Below are 18,125 nucleotides of genomic sequence, written 5' to 3' on the forward strand. Positions count from 1 at the left end.
GGTCGCTCCGGGTCGCGCTCACCGGGATCGCATTTGGCCGGGCGGGAACTCCCCGCAGGAACGCGGCTCGCATGCCGTTCGTTCGGCTTTACGACGGCTTTATACGAGTGGGGGCTCCATGACGGATGCCGTACGCACGCAGGGGTTGTACAAGCGCTTCGGACACCAGACGGCGGTCGGCGGGGTCGACCTGGTCGTGCCGAGGGGCAGCTTCACCGGGCTGGTCGGTCCCAACGGCGCGGGCAAGACGACCACGCTGAGCATGATCACCGGGCTGCTGCGGCCGGACGGCGGGCGGATCGAGATCGACGGCCACGACGTGTGGGCCGACCCCGTCAGCGTCAAGGCGCGCATCGGCGTGCTGCCCGAGGGCCTGCGGCTGTTCGAACGGCTGTCCGGCCGCGAACTGCTGATGTACGGCGGCCAGCTGCGCGGCATCCCCATCGACGAGGTCGGCAGGCGCGCCGACGAGCTGCTCAGGGTCATGGACCTGGTCGAGGCGCAGGACAAGCTGGTGGTCGACTACTCCACCGGCATGCGCAAGAAGATCGGCCTCGCGGCGGCGCTGCTGCACAACCCGGGCGTGCTGTTCCTCGACGAGCCGTTCGAGGGCGTCGACCCCGTCTCCGCCAACACGCTGATCGAGGTGCTGCGCAGATACACCGCCTCGGGCTCCACCGTCGTCTTCTCCAGCCATGTGATGGACCTGGTCGAGCGGCTGTGCGACTGGGTGTCGGTGATGAACCGGGGCCTCGTCGTCGCGCAGGGCCCGCTCGACGACGTGCGGCGGGGCCGCACGCTCAACGAGGCGTTCCTCGACCTCGTCGGCGCGCGCGGCAACGGGGAGGAGGGCCTGTCGTGGCTCGGGTCGCCGGCATGACCTTGCTGTTCGTCCGGCTGAAGCTCAGCCTGGTGCGCGGGGGCCTGCGCGACGACGCCGGCAAGCAGGCCGGTTTCGTCTTCTCGCTGGCCGCCGCCCTTCTCGCCGCCGTCGCGGGGTTCGCGCTGCTGTCCCTCATCAGGCTCGCGCCGTCCGGCGTCGCCCTCGACCTGGTGACGGTGGCGTTCGCGGTGTTCGCCGTCGGGTGGATCGTCGTGCCGCTGACGGCGTTCGGGCTGGACGAGACGCTCGACCCGGCCCGGCTGGCCGTGTTCCCGCTGACCACCCGGCAGCTCGCGACCGGCATGCTGGCCGCGTCGGCGACCGGGGCGTGGCCGGTCGCCTCGCTGGCCGCGCTGTTCGGCGGCGTGGTCGCGCTCTCTCACGGGCCGGGCGGAGTGCTGCTCGGGGTGCCCGCGGTGGTCCTCCAGTTCGCCTTCTGCCTCACGGCCTCCCGCCTGGTGACCACCGCGCTGTCCGGTGTGCTGCGCACTCGCCGGGGGCGTGACCTGCTCGCGGTCGCCGCCATCTTCGTGGTGCTGCTCGTCCAGTTGCCCAACCTGCTGGTCAACCGCGGCCTGTCGGGCGACCCCACGCGGATCCTGGCGTCGGCGGGGGACGTCCTGCGGTGGACGCCGCCGGGGCTGGCCGCGCACGCGATCGCCGACGGCGGCCTCATCGGCGTCGCCGAACTGATCGTCGTCGCGATGGCGGTCGTCGTGCTGGCGTGGCTGTGGATCGTCGCGCTGCGGCACGCGCTGGTGCGGCCCGACGCCTCCACCGGGAGCGGCGGCTCCGTCCGGCGGTCCGGACGGGTTTCGATCGGCAGGTTCCTGCCTGACGGCATGCTCGGCGCCGTCGTCGCCAAGGAGCTGAAGTACGCCGGGCGCGAGCCGCGGGGCCGGGTGAACTGGATCGTCGCGCTGTTCGTCACCGTGATCGTCACGCTTTCCCTGCACGGACAGGACGGCGGGGCCGGGCTGGGATCGGTGCTGGGACCCGCCTGCCTGGCGGCCGTCATGATCGGGCTGCAGGCGGGCAACTCCTTCGGGATCGACGGCGGGTCGCTGTGGATGAACGCCGTGGCGTTCTCCACCCCGCGCGACGTGCGCACCGACCTGGCCGGGCGGCACCTGGCCATGGCGGTCATCGGCGTGCCCCTGCTGGCCCTGGTGTCGCTGTTCGCCGCCCTGGTGGCGGGCGACGCGGTCTGGGCCCTCGCCGCGGCCCCGATCGCCTGGGGCGTGCTCGGAGTCGCCATGGGCGTCGGCGCGATCACCAGCGTGACCGCGCCGTACACCTATCCCGCTCGCCTGAACGCCTTCAGCGGCGCCGCTCCGGGGCAGGGCGGGCAGGCGTTCGCGGCCTCCTTCGCCACGATGCTCGTCACCGGCGTGCTCACGCTGCCGGTGGTGCTGCCGGTCCTCTTCGGCCTGACCTGGTGGGCCGTGCTGGCCGTGCCGTACGGCGTGGGGGTCGCCTGGGCGGGCCGCAGGATCGCCTCCGGCATCGGCTTCGCCCGCCTCCCCGAACTCCTCGCCGCCGTCTCCCGTCCCACCTGACCGCGTTGTTCCACCGTCCCCTCCTATAACGGAGCGATCGCGAAGTCCTTGCGGTGTTGCGGGCGATATGACCCGCATCTATAACCGTTTGGACCGTTCTAAGGAGGAAGCAATGCGCGATGGCAGGCCGCGGGGCCGTGTGATCTGGGCGCCGGTGGCCGCGGCGGCACTGAGCGGGCTGGTGATCGGGGGGCTGGCGCGCCTCCTGATGCGGGGCATCGCGCTGGCCGTCGGCGGGCTGACCGGCATGTCCCTGGCGGGCACGGTCGCGATCCTCGTCGCTTTCGTCGTGCTGGCCCTGCCGGCCGCGGTGACCGCGGCCGCGCGTCCGGCGATCATGCATGCCGGTCGCTGGGTGACCGTGGCGCTCACAGGACTGGTGGCCGCGAGGACGGGGCTCGGCGACGCCAAGATCATCGTTCTGGCCGACGACGATCAGCTGACGCCGATCACGATGCTGATCGTGGCGTTCGCCGCGATCGTGGTGGCGCACGGGCGGCTCGCCCAGCACCTCACCCGCCGTTTCAGGGCGCTCCCGCACGCCCCGGCCGAGGCGCTCCGCACCCCGGACGCGCGCCCGGTCTGACCTGCGCGTCCGAGTGGTCTAGTCCAATTGGTGAGACCGCCCTCAAGCCACCGAGCGGGATTCGCTAGCCTTCCAAACATGGCCGCCATCGCTCCTGCCGAACGACACAACGCCGTAGCGGAGATGCCGGACGAACTCCGCGCTGACGTGCGCCTATTGGGTGGACTACTGGGTCAGGTGATCGCCGAGCACGGCGGCCCCGACCTCCTCGCCGACGTAGAACGGCTCAGAAAGGCGGTGATCGCGGCCCGCCGTCAGGAGACGACGGCGGACGAGGTCGCGGCCCTGGTGGCCGAATGGCCCGTGGACCGCGCCGTGCAGATCGCCCGCGCATTCACCTGCTACTTCCATCTCGCGAACCTCGCCGAGGAGCACTACCGCATCCGCACCCTGCGGCAGCGCGACCAGGACGACGTGCCGCTGCGCGAGTCCCTCGCGGAGGCCGTGCAGCGGCTGCGCGGGGACGACCGGCTCCAGGACCTGATCGACGGGCTGGAGTTCCGGCCCGTGCTGACCGCCCACCCCACGGAGGCGCGACGGCGGGCGATCGTCACCGCCATCCAGCGGATCAGCGCCCAGCTCGACGCCTACAACGCCCCGGGACGGGGCGCGGCCGAGCGGGAGGAGGCCCACCGGCGGTTGCTTGAGGAGATCGACATCCTGTGGAGGAGCGCCCAGCTCCGTCACACCAAGCTCGACCCGCTGGACGAGGTCCGTACGGCGATGGCGGCGTTCGACGAGACGCTGTTCCGCACCGTTCCGCTGATCTACCGCTCGCTCGACGCGGCGCTCGGGTCCGGCACCGGGACGCGGGAGCCGCTGGCCAAGGCGTACATCCGCTACGGAAGCTGGATCGGCGGCGACCGCGACGGCAACCCCAACGTCACCGCCAAGGTGACCAGGGAGGCCATCCAGATCCAGGCCGAGCACGTGCTGATCGCACTGGAGAACGCGGCCACCCGGATCGGCAGGTCGCTCACCCTCGCCAGTGTCTTCACGCCGCCGTCCGCCGAGCTGCGGGCCGCGCTCGCGCAGGCCGAGGACGACCACCCCGACCTGGTGTCGGAGATGGCCACCCGGTCGCCGCGGGAGCCGCACCGCCAGTGGCTGATGTTCGTGGCGGCCAGGATCGCCGCGACCCGCCGTCGCGACCTCGACCTCGCCTATCGCGCGCCCGCCGAGCTGCTGGCCGACCTGCGGCTCACGCAGGACTCCCTGCGCGGAGCCGGCGCCGTACGGCAGGCGTACGGCGAGCTGCAGCACCTGATCTGGCAGGTCGAGACGTTCGGCTTCCACCTGGCGGAGCTGGAGGTGCGCCAGCACTCGGCGGTGCACGCGGCGGCGCTCAAGGAGATCGCCTCCGGCACGGTGTCGGAGCGCACCGAGGAGGTCCTGGCCACGATCCGGGTGATCGGGTGGATCCAGGAGCGCTTCGGCGTGACCGCCTGCTCCCGCTACGTCGTCTCGTTCACCCGCTCCGCCGACGACATCGCGGCCGTCTACGAGCTGGCCAGGCACGCCTTAGGCGACCGCGCCCCGGTGCTCGACGTGGTCCCCCTGTTCGAGTCGGGCGCGGACCTGGACAACTCCAGCGCCGTGCTGGAGGGCATGGTCAAGCTGGAGCCCGTGCGCCGGCGGCTCGCCGACAACGGGCGGCGCATGGAGGTCATGCTCGGCTACTCCGACTCGGCCAAGGAACTCGGCCCGGCGGCGGCCACCCTGCGCCTGTACGACGCGCAGGCGGCGCTGGCCGCCTGGGCCGCGGCCAACGACATCACGCTCACGCTCTTCCACGGCCGGGGCGGCGCGCTCGGCCGGGGCGGCGGCCCGGCCAACCGGGCCGTGCTCGCCCAGGCCCCGGGATCGGTGGCCGGCCGGTTCAAGGTCACCGAGCAGGGTGAGGTCATCTTCGCGCGCTACGGCCACTCGGCGATCGCCAAGCGGCACATCGAGCAGGTCACCAACGCCGTGATGCTCGCGTCCACCTCCGCGGTGGAGGCGAGCACGGCCGCCGCGGCGGCGAAGTTCCGCCGGCTGGCCGACACCGTGGCCGCCGCTTCCGAGAGCGCCTATCGGTCGCTGACCGAGGCGTCCGGCTTCCCCGAGTGGTTCGCGCTGGTCAGCCCGCTGGAGGAGCTCGGATCCCTGCGGCTCGGCTCCCGGCCGGCGCGGCGCGGCCTCGGCGCGCCCCGCTCGCTGGACGACCTGCGGGCCATCCCGTGGGTGTTCTCGTGGGCCCAGACGCGGGTCAACCTTCCCGGCTGGTACGGCCTGGGCAGCGGCCTGGCCGCCGTGGTAACCGACGGCGGAATGGCCGAGCTGCGCTCGGCCTACCAGGAGTGGCCGCTGTTCGCCGCGATGCTGGACAACGCGGAGATGTCGCTGGCCAAGACCGACCGCTCGATCGCGTCCCGCTACCTGGCCCTGGGCGGTCGGAGCGACTTCGCCGAGCAGGTCCTGGAGGAGTACGACCTGACGAGGCGGCTCGTGCTGGAGGTGACCGGCCACGCCCGCCTGCTGGAGAACCGGCGCGTGCTGTCGCGGGCCGTGCAACTCCGCGACCCCTACGTGGACGCGCTCAGCCACCTGCAGCTGCGGGCGCTGTCGGCGCTGCGGGCGCCGGGCGACCTGTCGGAGGAGGAGCGTGAGCGCCTGTCCACGCTGCTGCTGCTCAGTGTGAACGGCGTCGCGGCCGGCCTGCAGAACACCGGCTGACGACGCCCGCCGGCGCCGCGAACCTGCTCGCGGCTCCGGCGACCACCTCGGGAGGGTCCCGCCGGTCCGGCCGGTCGGGACCCTGCCGCCGGTGGCGCGCGAGCGGGTCAGGCGGTCTCGGCCTGCTCGACCTCGATCCGCCCGACCTCAATCCGCTCCGGGCAGGCGTAGATGTTGAAGCGCTCCTCTCGCAGGAACCCCACGAGCGTGACGCCGAACTCGCGCGCCAGGTCGACGGCGAGCGAGGAGGGCGCGGACACGGCGCACACGACCTGGATCCCGGCGCTCGCGGCCTTCTGCATGATCTCGTAGCCGACCCGGCCGCTGACCAGCAGGACGTGCCGGTCGAGGGGGGTCCGGCCGCCGAGCAGCGCCCAGCCGACCAGCTTGTCGACGGCGTTGTGCCGTCCCACGTCTTCCCGCACGGCCAGCGGTGTGCCGTCGGGTGTGAACAGCCCGGCGGCGTGCAGCCCGCCCGTTTTGCCGAACACCCCCTGGGCCTCCCGCAGCCGGTCGGGCAGGCCGTACACGGTCGTGGCGGACACGGCGACCGGCGTGCGCGCGGCCGGCACGGCGCAGCGGTCGCGCAGGGCGTCGAGGCTCGCCGTGCCGCAGACGCCGCACGCGCTCGACGTCACGAAGTTCCGCGCCGCGGCGCCGAGGTCGGGGAGCCGGGAGGCGGTGAGCCGCACGGTCACCGTGTTGTAGCGCGCCTCTGGGTCCAGGTCCTCGTCGGTGCAGTAGCCGATCGCGGCGATGTCGCCGGGGCCGGCGATCCCCTCACCGTGCAGGAAGCCCGCCGCGAGCTCGAAGTCCGCGCCCGGCGTCCGCATCGTGATCGCCACCGTACGGCTCTCGCCTCCGGCCAGGAGCCGGATCTCCAGCGGCTCCTCCGTGGCGAGGTCGTCACGCCGGTCGCGTACGGCCGATCCGGACACCCTCCGGACGCGTGACCGCGTGACGGGCCCCGGACGGGCAGTGGGCCGCGCCGCGCCGTCCAATTCCATCTGTCTCCTCCTCGGCGGCATGGCTGCCTTCTCTCCCGTACGCAGCCTGCCACGCCGCGAGTCAGCCGTCGCCCGCCGGGTGGCGCGCGGGGGAACCGGCGCACAGGCGGGTCACGGCGCGCATGACGGACGCCACGGGGATGTCGGCCATGCAGGCGGGGCCCGCCGGGGACAGCGGGCAGCAGGCCGTCCACCAGCACGGCTGCTCGGTGATGGCCGCGGGTCTGCGGTGCGGGCAGCCCGGCAGCCCCTGCAGGTCGTCCCGGGAGCCGATGCCGTACCGGCCGGCCCAGGTGGGCCCGAACAGCCCGACGGTGGCCGCTCCGGCGGCCGCGGCGAGCCGCAGCGGTCCGGTGTCGCCGCCCACGACCACGCCGCCCCGGCGCGCGACGGCGGCGAAGCACGCGGCGAGCCCCCGCAGGCCGCACCGCGGCAGCACGGCGACCTCCGCGCCGGATGCCGCGTCCACCGCGCCGCGTCCGGACGGCGCGCCGGGCGTGAGCAGGGGGTGGCCGCGCCGGGCCAGCAGCGCGGCGAGTTCCCGCCAGCGTCCGGCGGGCCACCGCTTCACGTCCATGCCCGCGTCCGTGACCAGCACGACCGGGGGACGCGCCGTGCCTGTCGGTGTGCCGGCGGGAACGCGGCGGGCGAGCGCGCTCTCGCCGTACGCGATCTCGGCCGGCGTCAGGCGCACGGCGGGCCGGACCTCGACGTCCTCGGGCCGCAGCAGGCCCTCGGCGAGCAGGATGCGCAGGTAGCGCTCGCCGACGGGCTCGTCAGGGGGCGGGCGGCGCCACAGGTCGGTGACGCACCGGGCGCCCGAGGCGGCGAGGAGATCCGGGATGCCGTCGTAGCGGGTGGAGGTGACCGCGAGATCCGGACGCCGTGCGGCCAGCGCCTCGGCCACCGCCTCCCGTGCCGCGCCCGCGCCGCCGTGGCGGGGGGTGAGCACCCGCGTGACGGCGGGGTCGCCGCGCAGGAGTGCGGCGCCGGGCTCGTGGGCGAGCACGCGCAGCGACCCGCCGGGGTTCGCGCGGGCCAGGCCGTGCACGACGGGCAGGAGCATGACCAGGTCGCCGATCCCGCCGAGCAGGTCGACCACCAGGATCTCCCGGTACGGCTCACGCATCCGGGCGGCCGGGCGGACGACCGGGGCCGGCCAGGGTCTCGTACAGCTCACGGTGGGCGGCGGCGACCCGGGACCAGGAGTGGCGGGCGGCGAGCCGCCGGGCCGCCCTCCCCATGCGCCGCCCCGGCCCGGAGCCGTCGAGCAGCGGCGCGACGGCGTCCGCGATGGCGGCGGGGTCGCGGCGGGCTCTGATCACGGCGACGGCCTCTCCGAGCGGGAGGGCGGGGTCGGGCTCGTCCGGCACGGTGACCGCGGTCGGCAGCCCGTGCGCCAGCATCGTGAGCAGCGCGCCGCTCTTGGTCGTCACCCCGGCGGTGAAGGGCAGCACCCCGGCGTCCGCCGCGTGCAGGAACTCCGACACCCGGGCGGCGGGCAGGTGCCCGGTGAACGTCACCGCGTCCGCGACGCCGTGCCGCGCGGCCAGCGCCTCCAGCTCCGCCCGGAAGGCCCGCGCCTCGGCCTCCGGCGCCCGACGGACTTCCAGGGCAAACCATGCATTTACGGGGCTTTATGTCTCGTTTTCGGGGGGTACGCGCAGGAGATGGAGCATCCCGCGGCGCTCACAGGCCCACCTGTCCCGTGGCGGAGGCTCGCCCGCGTGCTCGTGATCAGGCCGGACAATGTCGGCGACGTGGTGATGGCGGGCCCGGCGCTGCGATCGCTGCGGCGGGCCGCTCCCCGGGCCCGGCTCGACCTGCTGGCCACTCCCGCGGGCGCCGCCGCGGCCGCGCTGCTCCCCGAGGTGGACGGCGTGCTCACCGCCTCGGTCTCGTGGCAGAAGACGGGCGGTGAGGACGTCCCGGTCACCGACGACCTGGATCTCGTCGAGCGGATCGGGTGGGGCGGCTACGAGGCGGCGGTGATCCTGACCTCGTTCTCCCAGGCCCCTTGGCCGGCCGGGAACCTCTGCAGGCTCGCCGGACTGCCCGTGAGGGTCGGCATGTCCAAGGAGTTCGGCGGGGCGGGGCTGACCCACTGGGTGCCCTCGCCGCCGGACGAGACCCACCAGGTGGATCGCGCGCTGCACATGCTCGAACGGGTGGGCGTCCCTCCGGTCGAGGGCAGGCTGCGCGTGCGCGTGCCCGCCGAGGCGGCCCGTACGGCCCGCCGCCTGCTCGGCGGCGGACCCACAGGCGACAGGCGCGTGGACGGGCAGACGGACGGGCATGAGGACGGCCACGCGGACGGCCACGGAAGGCGGCCGTGCGCGCTCATCCTTCCGGGGGCCTCCTGCTCCGCGCGGCGCTACCCGGCGGATCGGTTCGCCCAGGTGGCCGGGCTGCTCACGGCCGCCGGGCTGCGGGTCCTCGTGGCGGGCACGGCCCGCGAGGCGCCGCTCGTCGAGGCGACCGGCGCCGGTGTGCCCGGCGCGGTCCTGCTGCCCGGACGGTTCGACGTGCCGGTCCTGGCGGCGCTCATCGACGCCGTCGACGTGGTGGTGTGCAACAACAGCGGCGGGGCGCACCTGGCCAGCGCGCTCGGCACGCCCGTGGTCGTGCTGTTCGCCGGCACCGAGCAGGTGGAGCAGTATCGGCCGCGGTTCGGCCCGGCGTCGATCCTCACGGTGCCCACCGCCTGCTCGCCCTGCCGCCAGTTCGCCTGCCCCTTCGCCCACGACTGCCTCGACATACCGCCCGAGCAGGTGGCCGCCGAGGCGCTGCGCCTGACCGACGAGTGCGGCGGTCCCTGGTGGCGGACCCCGGCGGGCGCCCGGGACGCCCGGTGATCGCGCCTCCGGCCGACGGACGGGGCGGCGGAGGCGGGTCCTGCGGCCGATAGCCTGATGTGCGTGCCCGACTCGCCGTACGCCGATCTCGACCGGCCTCCGCTGTCCGAGACCGCGCTGACCAGGGCGCTGGTGCGCCCGGGCTCGCTGTGGTCGTCCATCCGCGTCGTCGAGCGGACCGGCTCCACCAACGCCGACCTGGCCAGGACCGTGCGCGAGAGCCCGGCCGAGGGCGCCGTGCTCGTCGCGGAGTCGCAGTTCGCCGGCCGGGGCAGGCTCGGACGCCCGTGGACCGCGCCGCCGCGCTCCGGGCTGACGTTCTCGATGCTGCTGCGGCCGGAGGCGCCGCTCGCCCGGCAGGGCTGGCTGGCGCTGCTGGTCGGCCTCGCCGCCGCCTCGGCCGTACGGCGGATCGCGGAGATCGACGTGCGGCTCAAGTGGCCCAACGACCTCATGGTGGGGGAGCGCAAGCTCGCCGGGATCCTGGCCGAGCGGGTGGACCGCATGGTGGTCGTCGGCATGGGGCTCAACGTCTCGCTGCGGCCGGAGGAGCTGCCCGTGGATCGGGCCACGTCCCTCGCCGTCGAGAACGCGGCCTGCACCGACCGCGATCCGCTGCTGCGCGCGATCCTGCGGGAGGTCGAGTCGCACTACCGCGACTGGAAGGCCGCCGACGGCGACCCGGACGCATCGGGCCTGCGTGCCGCCTACCTCGCCTGGTCGGCCACCGTGGGCCAGGAGGTCAGGGTCGAGCTGCCGGGAGAGCGGGTGCTGACCGGCCTGGCGACCGGCGTCGACGCGTCCGGCCATCTGGTCGTGCGTGCCGGCGACGGGGAGCACACGCTCAGCGCGGGCGACGTCGTCCACGTCCGCAAGGGTCCGGCGCCGGAGACCGGCCCGGCGGCCTGAGCTGTCGGGTGATCAGGGCTTCCGCGTGATCGGAGCCGCCGGGTGATCAGTCGAACGCATGCAATCGACCGGCGATCGTGTCACGATTTGCGCCATGGGTCTCCCGGATCACTACTTGGCCGACGGCGAGCGCGTCGTTCTATCGTTCCATCCGCACTGGAAGCGACTGATCCTTCCGGTCCTCGCCCTCATCGTCGTGCTGGCCGCCGCCGTCGCGGCCTTCATCTTCATCCCCGGCGACTACGAGTACGCGGGATACGCCCGCGGCGCGGTGGCCGTGGTCGCCTTCGTGGCGCTGGTCCTGTGGACGATCGTCCCCTATCTGCGCTGGGTGACGACGTCGTACACGCTGACCTCGCACCGCTTCGCGATCAGCACGGGCGTGCTGAACAAGTCGGAGGACGACATCCCGCTGGCCAAGGTGAGCAGCGTGAGCTCCGACCAGCGGCTCCTGGAGCGCATCCTCGGATGCGGCACGCTCCGGGTCGAGTCGGCCTCGGAGAAGGGCGACATCGACTATCGCGACATCCCCCAGATCCAGCGGGTGCGGCACGAGCTGTTCCGGCTGGTGGAGGACGCCGCGGACGGGAACATCGACGGGGAATGAAACGCGGCGCGGCCTGCGCGCCGTGCGGGGGAGGGGGACGTGGACACTAGCGGGCGGCCCGGCGCCGACGACATGCGGCGATTGTTCCTGGGGCCGGCACCGGCCTACACCCGGAGGCAGGTCGCCGAGGCGGCCGGCATCCCGCAGGACCTGGCGGCGCGGATCTGGCGGGCCCTCGGCTTCGCCACGTTCGCCGACGACGCCGTGGCGTTCACCGAGGCCGACCTGGCGGCCCTGCACCGCATCCGCGACCTGATCGACACGGAGACGCTCGACGAGCGGACCGTCATCCGCATGGCCAGGGCCCTCGGCCGCACGACCGCGCGGCTCGCCCAGTGGCAGGCCGAGATCATGCTGGACGCGCTGATCCAGCCCGGCGCGAAGGCGGGGGAGGACGCGCTGCGGCAGGTGGTGGACACGGTCAGCCGCCTGCTGCCGGACTTCGAGCAGACGCTGGTGCACGTCTGGCGCTCCCAGCTCGCCGCGACCGCGAGCCGGCTGGTCTCCCTCGCCGAACCCGGCGAGGACGTCTCGCCGACCCGGCCGAGGCTCGGGGTCGGGTTCGCCGACCTGGTCGCCTTCACCCGCGTGTCGCGGGAGCTGGACGAGCTGGCGCTGGCCGACCTGGTCGAGGGGTTCGAGTCGCGGGCCTCCGACGTGATCGCGGCGCACGACGGCCGGCTGGTCAAGACGCTCGGCGACGAGGTGCTCTTCACCGCCGCCGACCCGAGGACCGCGGCCCTCATCGCGCTCGACCTGCTCGACGAGCTCAAACGGGACGCCGAGGGGCCCGACGTGCGGGTCGGGCTGGCGTACGGCCCGGTGCTCCCGGCGATGGGCGACGTCTTCGGCACGACGGTCAACCTGGCGGCCCGGCTGACGGCCATCGCCAGGCCCGGCACGATCCTGGCCGACAGTGAGCTCGCCGCCGGCCTCGCCGGGGCGCCCGGCGTCGACCTGGTCAAACTCCGCCGCCGTCCCGCCCGCGGGCTCGGCGTGGTGGAGCCGTATGTTCTGAGGAGATCCACCCGAGAAAGTTGAGGTGCAGCACATGCCGTACGAAGTCCAAGGCGTGGTGGCGCGCGGCAAGGGAGAGGCGGTGACGCTGGAGACGGTCGTCGTGCCGGATCCGGGGCCCGGCGAGGCGGTCGTGAACGTGCAGGCCTGCGGGGTCTGCCACACCGACCTCCACTATCGCGAGGGCGGCATCAACGACGAGTTCCCGTTCCTGCTGGGCCACGAGGCCGCGGGCGTCGTCGAGGCGGTCGGCGCGGGCGTGACCGAGGTCGAGCCCGGCGACTACGTGATCCTCAACTGGCGGGCGGTGTGCGGGCAGTGCCGCGCGTGCCTGCGGGGCCGGCCGTGGTACTGCTTCAACACCCACAACGCGGCGCAGAAGATGACGCTGGCCGACGGCACCGTGCTCAGCCCGGCGCTCGGCATCGGGGCCTTCCTGGAGAAGACCCTGGTGGCGGCCGGGCAGTGCACGAAGGTCAACCCGGCGGCCAAGCCGGCCGTCGCCGGGCTGCTCGGCTGCGGCGTGATGGCCGGCCTCGGGGCCGCGATCAACACCGGCGGCGTGACCCGGGGCGACACGGTCGCGGTGATCGGCTGCGGCGGCGTGGGCAACGCGGCCATCGCGGGCGCGCACCTCGCCGGAGCCCGGACCATCGTCGCGGTGGACGTGGACGACCGCAAGCTCGACTGGGCCCGCGGCTTCGGCGCCACGCACACCGTCAACTCGCGGGAGACCGACCCGGTGGAGGCCATCCGCGACCTCACCGGCGGGTTCGGCGCCGACGTCGTGATCGAGGCGGTGGGCCGTCCCGAGACGTACAAGCAGGCCTTCTACGCCCGCGACCTGGCCGGGACCGTCGTGCTGGTCGGCGTGCCGACCCCGGAGATGCAGCTCGAACTGCCGCTGCTCGACGTCTTCGGCCGCGGCGGCGCGCTCAAGTCCTCCTGGTACGGCGACTGCCTGCCCAGCCGGGACTTCCCCATGCTGATCGACCTCTATCTGCAGGGACGGCTCGACCTCGACGGGTTCGTCTCTGAGACCATCGGCCTCGACCAGGTCGAGGAGGCGTTCGGCAAGATGCACCGCGGGGAGGTGCTGCGGTCGGTCGTGGTGCTCTGACGCCCGCGGGCGAGGGGCGGCGCTTCCTTTTGCGGAGTGCCGCCCCTTTCTGTGCCTTGGATCACATAGGCAAGCCTTACCAAACTGGGTTATCTTAGGTATGCCTAACCTTCCTCAAGATCCTGAGAGGCGACCATGTACGTCTGCATCTGCCGCGCCGTCACCGAGAGCGAGGTGCACGACTGCATCGCCGACGGGGCGAGGACGGCTCGCCAGGTGCGGGACGTCACGGGTGCAGGGGGGGACTGCGCGTCCTGCGTCCGGAAGATCTGTGCGATCCTGAAACGGTCAGAGGACCTGGTCACCAGCGCATAGATCGAGGAAGCTTATGCAGGGCGACAAAGAGATCATCGCGCTGCTCAACGAGCAGCTCACCTCCGAGCTGACCGCCATCAACCAGTACTTCCTGCACGCGAAGCTACAGGAGAACTGGGGATATACGAAGCTCGCCGCGATCACGCGGGCGGAGTCCATCGACGAGATGCGGCACGCGGAGGAACTCACCGACCGGATCCTGTTCCTGGAGGGTCTGCCGAACTACCAGAAGCTGAACACCCTGCACATCGGCCAGACCGTCAGGGAGCAGCTTCAGGCCGACCTGGAGCTCGAGCTGGGCGTGGTCAAGCGCCTGCGGCCCGGTATCGCCCTCATGCGGGAGCGGGGGGACATCACCTCGGCCACGCTCTTCGAGCGCATCCTGGCCGACGAGGAGCACCACATCGACTACCTGGAGACCGAGCTGGGCCTCCTGGAGAGTCTGGGCGAGCAGCTGTACCTTCAGCGGTACGCGGAGCCGCCGTCGTCCTCCTGAGCCGCGCTCTGCTGGCCCGGCGCTCTCCCCGCGGTCGCTCCGGACACGCGAAAATCAGATCGACTACGCCCGCCGTCATCGTTTCGGCGGGCGTTTTTCCTGCCATTATCCGGTTTCCAGCGACGAAGTTCGGAATGGTCGAGAATAGGGCAGAAGATCGCGTCGGTTGCGTGCTGACTATCCTGGATTTATCAGTGTTTGCCCAGGTCAATTGATGGGTCAACGACAAGTCAAAAGGCGCGCTGTAGCCGGGAAACGATCGCACAAGGTCCTACGATCGCACCATGACCTGCGTACTTCTCGCCGAGGATGACACCTCGATTTCCGAGCCGCTGGCGCGAGCCCTGCGCCGGGAGGGCTATCAGGTGGAGGTGAGCCCCGATGGCCCGCAGGCCCTGGAGAGGGCCTTGTCGGGGGGCGTCGACCTGATTGTTCTCGACCTCGGCCTTCCAGAGATGGACGGGCTGGAGGTCGCGCGCCGCATTCGCGCGGAGGGACACGGGACTCCGGTCCTGATCCTCACCGCCCGTGTCGACGAAGTCGACACCGTCGTCGGTCTCGACGCCGGTGCCGACGACTACGTCACCAAGCCGTTCCGCCTGGCAGAACTGCTCGCCCGAGTGCGGGCTCTGCTCCGGCGCGGAACATCGGAGACCCCGGTGGTGCAAGGCGTCCGTATCGACGCCGACTCCCGCCGGGCCTGGATGGGAGACAAGGAACTGCACCTGACCACCAAGGAGTTCGACCTGCTGCGCGTGCTCGTACGGGACGCCGGCAAGGTCGTCACCCGCGAGCAGATCATGCGCGAGGTGTGGGACACGAACTGGTGGGGGTCGACAAAGACACTGGACATGCACATCTCGTGGCTGCGCCGCAAGCTCGGCGACGACGCGGCCAAGCCGCGCTACATCACGACCGTCCGAGGGGTCGGCTTCCGTTTCGAGCGCGAGTAGCCGCCGTGGGGCGGTTGCGGGGGAGGGGCTAGCACGTGCGCCGGCGCCTGCTGTCCTCCATGCTGCTCGTCGCGGTCATCGCGGTAATGCTGTTAGGCGTGCCCCTGGGTGTGGTCGTCGTGCGTCTGTTCAACGACGAGGTCGCCCAGGAGCTCAGAACGGATGCGAACCGGCTGCTGCTGGGGGTGGAGTACTCCCTCAGCCAGGGCCAGGGGATCAGTCCGGACCAGCTCACGCGGAACTACCCGGACCGATACCTCCAGGTGTTCGTCCGCGGGAAACCGCCGATCGTCGTCGGCTCGCCTCCACGTGCGGGCCGTGACCTGACCGAGGAGGCGCGCTCCGAGAACGGTTACGTACGCGTCAGCCGCGACGCGGCCCAAGTCCAGCAGGACACCCAGGCGCGGCTGGTGCTCATCATCGCGCTCGCCGTCGTGGCCCTCGGGGCCGCGATCGGGCTGGCCACCGTCACCTCGCGTCGCCTGAGCCTGCCGCTCCAAGATCTCACCAGGATCGCCGAGCGGCTGGGTTCGGGCGACGCGAGGCCGAGCAGGCACCGCTACGGGATCCCCGAGCTGGATCTCGTGGCCGAGGTGCTGGACCGCAGCGCGCTGCGGATCTCCGACCTGCTCGCGCGGGAGCGCGAGTTCGCGACCGACGCCTCCCATCAACTGCGCACGCCGCTGACCGGGCTGAGCATGCGCCTGGAGGAGATCGTCGCGGCGGCCGACCAGCCCGAGGTGGTCCGCGAGGAGGGCGAGGCCGCGGTCGTGCAGGTCGAGCGGCTGACCGCCGTGATCGACGAACTGCTGGCCGCCGCCCGCCGTCAGCGGCACGCCCAGGCGGAGCCGATCGACGTGGACGACGTGGTGGGGCAGCAGATCACCGAGTGGGAGCCGGCGTTCCGCCGGGCCCACCGGTCGCTGGTGCTCGCGGGCGACCGCGGCCTCAGTGCGCTCGGCACGACCGGCGGGCTCAGCCAGGTGCTGTCCACCCTGCTGGAGAACTCCCTCAAGCACGGCGACGGCGTGCTGACGATCAACACATCGAGTACGGGCAGGTCTGTGGTGATCGAGGTGGCCGACGAGGGCCCGGGCATCCCGGAGGCACTCGGCCACCGGGTATTCGAGCGAAGCGTGAGCGGGGGAGGCGGCACGGGCCTGGGGCTCACCCTCGCCCGCGCCCTGGTGGCGGCCGACGGCGGGCGGCTGGAACTGGTCAAGCGCCGCCCGGCGACCTTCGCCATCTTCTTACGCCACACTCGCGACAGCGGACGTCATCGCGTGGTGAGCGGCCCCGCCTGACGGTCCGGCGGAGGGGTCAGCTGGTGGTGAGGGGGTCGGGCTGTGCCTTCACGTCGGAGTGAGGCCGCGCGCCGACCCTCTCGACGGCTCCCTCTGCGGTCCCCACGGCGGCTCCCACGGTGGGTTCCTCGGCCAGTTCGGGGGCCGCGAGGAACACCCACTTCTTGTACGACCACAGCCGGAACAGCGTGCCGAGCCCCACGCCGACGAACTGGGCGATGTTGTAGCTCACCGCGTCGTGCAGGCCCAGCGAGTAGGTCACGAAGCCGATGAGGAGCAGCGGGGGCAGCAGCCCGAAGCCGTTCAGCACGAAGAACAGGACGTACTCGCGTGCCAGGCCGCTCTGTTCCCGATGACGGTAGGTCCAGAAGCGGTTTCCCAGGTACGCGAACGTGGCGGCGACGATCGTGGCCACGACCTTCGAAAACAGCGGGCCCATGCCGACGCCGAACCGCAGCAGGTTCGTGCCGCCGAAGTCGATGACGAACGCGATGGCGCCCACCAGGCCGAACTTGATCAACTCGTGGATGAGCGCGGCGAACCGCTCGTAGGCACGTCGTAGCAACTGCACGTCCCGCACGGTCCTTCCTGATCGGCGGCCATGGTCGGCGGCGAGGTCTTCTCAGGCTACCGGTAGCAAGCACAAATCGGGGTCTTGCCGCAACCTTCGCCCGCTTCGTCCCAGGTCATCGAAGAACATTTCAAGAAAAATACTGCTATCTGGGATGAGTGGGCCCTCTTCGCACTACGCTCTCGCCCGACCAGGATCACCTAGTTCGGGGACGCGCGCGTTCTGGAGGGGTGGCCTTTCTCGTGTTGCGCAGACTCACGGCCCTCGGTCTCGGCCTCGTCCTGCTCGCGGGGTGTGGAACCGAGGGCCTACGCGAGACCCCGGCCGAGCCGGGCGCCACGTCCCCGGCGACGGTCGAGATCACCACGGCCGACGCGCAGGCGGCCTTCGACGGCCTCGGCGACCTGTCGGACGCCTGGAAGGACCGCGACTGCGCCGAGATCGAGCAGCTCACGACCGGCGTGGAGAGCACGATCGGGAGCCGCCTCTGCGCGGCCGGCCGCTCGCCAGGTCCGACCGCCTATCGGGACCCGGAGTTCCTGCTGCCCGGCCGGGAGGACGGCGAGGACGGGGCCTGGTTCGCCGTGCTGGCCCGCAAGCCCGAGCCGGCCTACTTCGTCTTCGTGCGGGCGGACGGCCGATGGCGGCTCGGCGCCGGGCCGATCCCGCTCGTCGGCAAGGCGCCCGACGTGGGGGGCGGCGCGGACGGCGAGGTGATCGACGCCGCGGCCGACCCGGACACGGCCGTCGGGGCGCGGCTCGCGCCCACCCGGCACGTCGCGTTCCTCACCGATCCCGCCGGAGTGGGCGGCGACGGGGTCAGCGGGGTGCGCTTCGCCTCCGGCGACCCCATGCGGCGCCTTCTCGTGGAGCTGGTCCGCGCCCCCGGCAGGGTCCGTCCCGATCACCTGTCCACCGACGTGCGCATCGAGGGACCGGCCCGCGCGCTCGCGCTGCCCGGCGGCGGGTCGCTGGTGTTCCACGCGCTGCGCGTCGTCTTCACCCAGAAGCCGGGCTCGGGCCGTTCCTCTCTCGCGCACCCCCGCTACCGGGCCGCCGACGTACGCGCCTTCACGGGCGGCGCGGCCACGACCGTCACCGGCGGCGAGATCCTGGTGCTCGCCACCAGGGTGGCCAAGGACGCCACGATGACGACGGTCGGCATGCGCCGGGTCCTCGCCGACATCACCAAGGGCTCCGGGCAGGGGTCCGGCTGACTGGGTTTCGC

General features: G+C 72.6%; 18 protein-coding genes. 14 read left to right on the top strand and 4 right to left on the bottom strand.

What is annotated here, in order from left to right; genetic code table 11:
- The first annotated feature begins 118 nt into the window (after positions 1 to 118).
- The 4 genes from BXA11_RS03945 (at position 119) to BXA11_RS03960 (ending at position 5,743) form a co-directional block, all read left to right on the top strand.
- The gene (locus tag BXA11_RS03945) at positions 119 to 880 is read left to right on the top strand and encodes an ABC transporter ATP-binding protein (protein ID WP_076432777.1); all 762 of its coding nucleotides are present in this window, start codon (positions 119 to 121) and stop codon (positions 878 to 880) included.
- Positions 859 to 2,442: a hypothetical protein gene (locus tag BXA11_RS03950; protein WP_239104738.1), complete on the top strand. Its 1,584-nt coding sequence runs from the start codon at positions 859 to 861 to the stop codon at positions 2,440 to 2,442. The genes BXA11_RS03945 and BXA11_RS03950 overlap by 22 nt, the downstream gene beginning before the upstream one ends.
- A 112-nt stretch (positions 2,443 to 2,554) precedes the next feature.
- Positions 2,555 to 3,028: a hypothetical protein gene (locus BXA11_RS03955; RefSeq protein ID WP_143734064.1), complete on the top strand. Its 474-nt coding sequence runs from the start codon at positions 2,555 to 2,557 to the stop codon at positions 3,026 to 3,028.
- Positions 3,029 to 3,106: 78 nt separating this feature from the next.
- On the top strand, positions 3,107 to 5,743 hold the full coding sequence (locus BXA11_RS03960) for a phosphoenolpyruvate carboxylase (protein WP_076432780.1): 2,637 nt from the start codon (positions 3,107 to 3,109) through the stop codon (positions 5,741 to 5,743).
- A gap of 107 nt (positions 5,744 to 5,850) precedes the next feature.
- Here BXA11_RS03960 and fdhD read toward each other — a convergent pair whose 3' ends face one another.
- The 3 genes from fdhD to BXA11_RS03975 form a co-directional block, all read right to left on the bottom strand.
- Positions 5,851 to 6,750, bottom strand: coding sequence for a formate dehydrogenase accessory sulfurtransferase FdhD (fdhD, locus tag BXA11_RS03965; RefSeq protein ID WP_076432781.1), 900 nt, complete (start codon positions 6,748 to 6,750; stop codon positions 5,851 to 5,853).
- Between the two features lie 61 nt (positions 6,751 to 6,811).
- Positions 6,812 to 7,879 (bottom strand): glycosyltransferase family 9 protein, encoded by a 1,068-nt coding sequence (locus BXA11_RS03970; RefSeq protein WP_076432783.1) that lies wholly within the window; start codon positions 7,877 to 7,879, stop codon positions 6,812 to 6,814.
- On the bottom strand, positions 7,872 to 8,363 hold the full coding sequence (locus tag BXA11_RS03975; RefSeq protein WP_342200397.1) for a glycosyltransferase: 492 nt from the start codon (positions 8,361 to 8,363) through the stop codon (positions 7,872 to 7,874). The genes BXA11_RS03970 and BXA11_RS03975 overlap by 8 nt, the downstream gene beginning before the upstream one ends.
- 114 nt (positions 8,364 to 8,477) lie before the next feature.
- Between BXA11_RS03975 and BXA11_RS03980 the strand changes: the two genes are divergently transcribed.
- The 9 genes from BXA11_RS03980 (at position 8,478) to BXA11_RS04020 (ending at position 16,326) form a co-directional block, all read left to right on the top strand.
- On the top strand, positions 8,478 to 9,605 hold the full coding sequence (locus BXA11_RS03980) for a glycosyltransferase family 9 protein (protein ID WP_204053447.1): 1,128 nt from the start codon (positions 8,478 to 8,480) through the stop codon (positions 9,603 to 9,605).
- A 57-nt stretch (positions 9,606 to 9,662) separates the two neighbouring features.
- Complete coding sequence (locus tag BXA11_RS03985) at positions 9,663 to 10,514, top strand: biotin--[acetyl-CoA-carboxylase] ligase (protein ID WP_076432789.1); 852 nt, start codon at positions 9,663 to 9,665, stop codon at positions 10,512 to 10,514.
- 94 nt (positions 10,515 to 10,608) lie between these two features.
- Entirely contained in the window at positions 10,609 to 11,121 is a 513-nt protein-coding gene (locus tag BXA11_RS03990) for a PH domain-containing protein (protein WP_076432791.1), read from the top strand.
- A 39-nt stretch (positions 11,122 to 11,160) separates the two neighbouring features.
- Positions 11,161 to 12,162, top strand: coding sequence for an adenylate/guanylate cyclase domain-containing protein (locus BXA11_RS03995; RefSeq protein ID WP_239104737.1), 1,002 nt, complete (start codon positions 11,161 to 11,163; stop codon positions 12,160 to 12,162).
- 10 nt (positions 12,163 to 12,172) lie between these two features.
- On the top strand, positions 12,173 to 13,258 hold the full coding sequence (locus BXA11_RS04000; protein ID WP_076433144.1) for an S-(hydroxymethyl)mycothiol dehydrogenase: 1,086 nt from the start codon (positions 12,173 to 12,175) through the stop codon (positions 13,256 to 13,258).
- 135 nt (positions 13,259 to 13,393) lie between these two features.
- Entirely contained in the window at positions 13,394 to 13,573 is a 180-nt protein-coding gene (locus tag BXA11_RS04005) for a (2Fe-2S)-binding protein (protein WP_030509437.1), read from the top strand.
- Positions 13,574 to 13,586: 13 nt separating this feature from the next.
- A complete protein-coding gene (bfr, locus tag BXA11_RS04010) occupies positions 13,587 to 14,069 on the top strand; it encodes a bacterioferritin (protein ID WP_030509436.1) in 483 nt (160 codons plus the stop codon).
- A 284-nt stretch (positions 14,070 to 14,353) separates the two neighbouring features.
- Positions 14,354 to 15,022 (top strand): response regulator transcription factor, encoded by a 669-nt coding sequence (locus BXA11_RS04015; protein ID WP_030451323.1) that lies wholly within the window; start codon positions 14,354 to 14,356, stop codon positions 15,020 to 15,022.
- 35 nt (positions 15,023 to 15,057) lie between these two features.
- Positions 15,058 to 16,326 carry a sensor histidine kinase gene (locus BXA11_RS04020; RefSeq protein ID WP_076432793.1) on the top strand — a complete coding sequence of 423 codons (1,269 nt, stop codon included), beginning with the start codon at positions 15,058 to 15,060 and terminating at the stop codon, positions 16,324 to 16,326.
- Between the two features lie 16 nt (positions 16,327 to 16,342).
- Here BXA11_RS04020 and BXA11_RS04025 read toward each other — a convergent pair whose 3' ends face one another.
- Positions 16,343 to 16,897, bottom strand: a complete 555-nt coding sequence (locus BXA11_RS04025; RefSeq protein ID WP_083743966.1) for a GtrA family protein — start codon at positions 16,895 to 16,897, stop codon at positions 16,343 to 16,345.
- Positions 16,898 to 17,139: 242 nt separating this feature from the next.
- On the opposite strand from BXA11_RS04025, the gene BXA11_RS04030 reads away from it, so the two are divergent.
- Positions 17,140 to 18,114: a hypothetical protein gene (locus BXA11_RS04030; RefSeq protein WP_143734065.1), complete on the top strand. Its 975-nt coding sequence runs from the start codon at positions 17,140 to 17,142 to the stop codon at positions 18,112 to 18,114.
- Positions 18,115 to 18,125 lie beyond the last annotated feature (11 nt).

It is taken from the genome of Microbispora rosea (assembly GCF_900156315.1).
Lineage (GTDB): Bacteria > Actinomycetota > Actinomycetes > Streptosporangiales > Streptosporangiaceae > Microbispora > Microbispora rosea.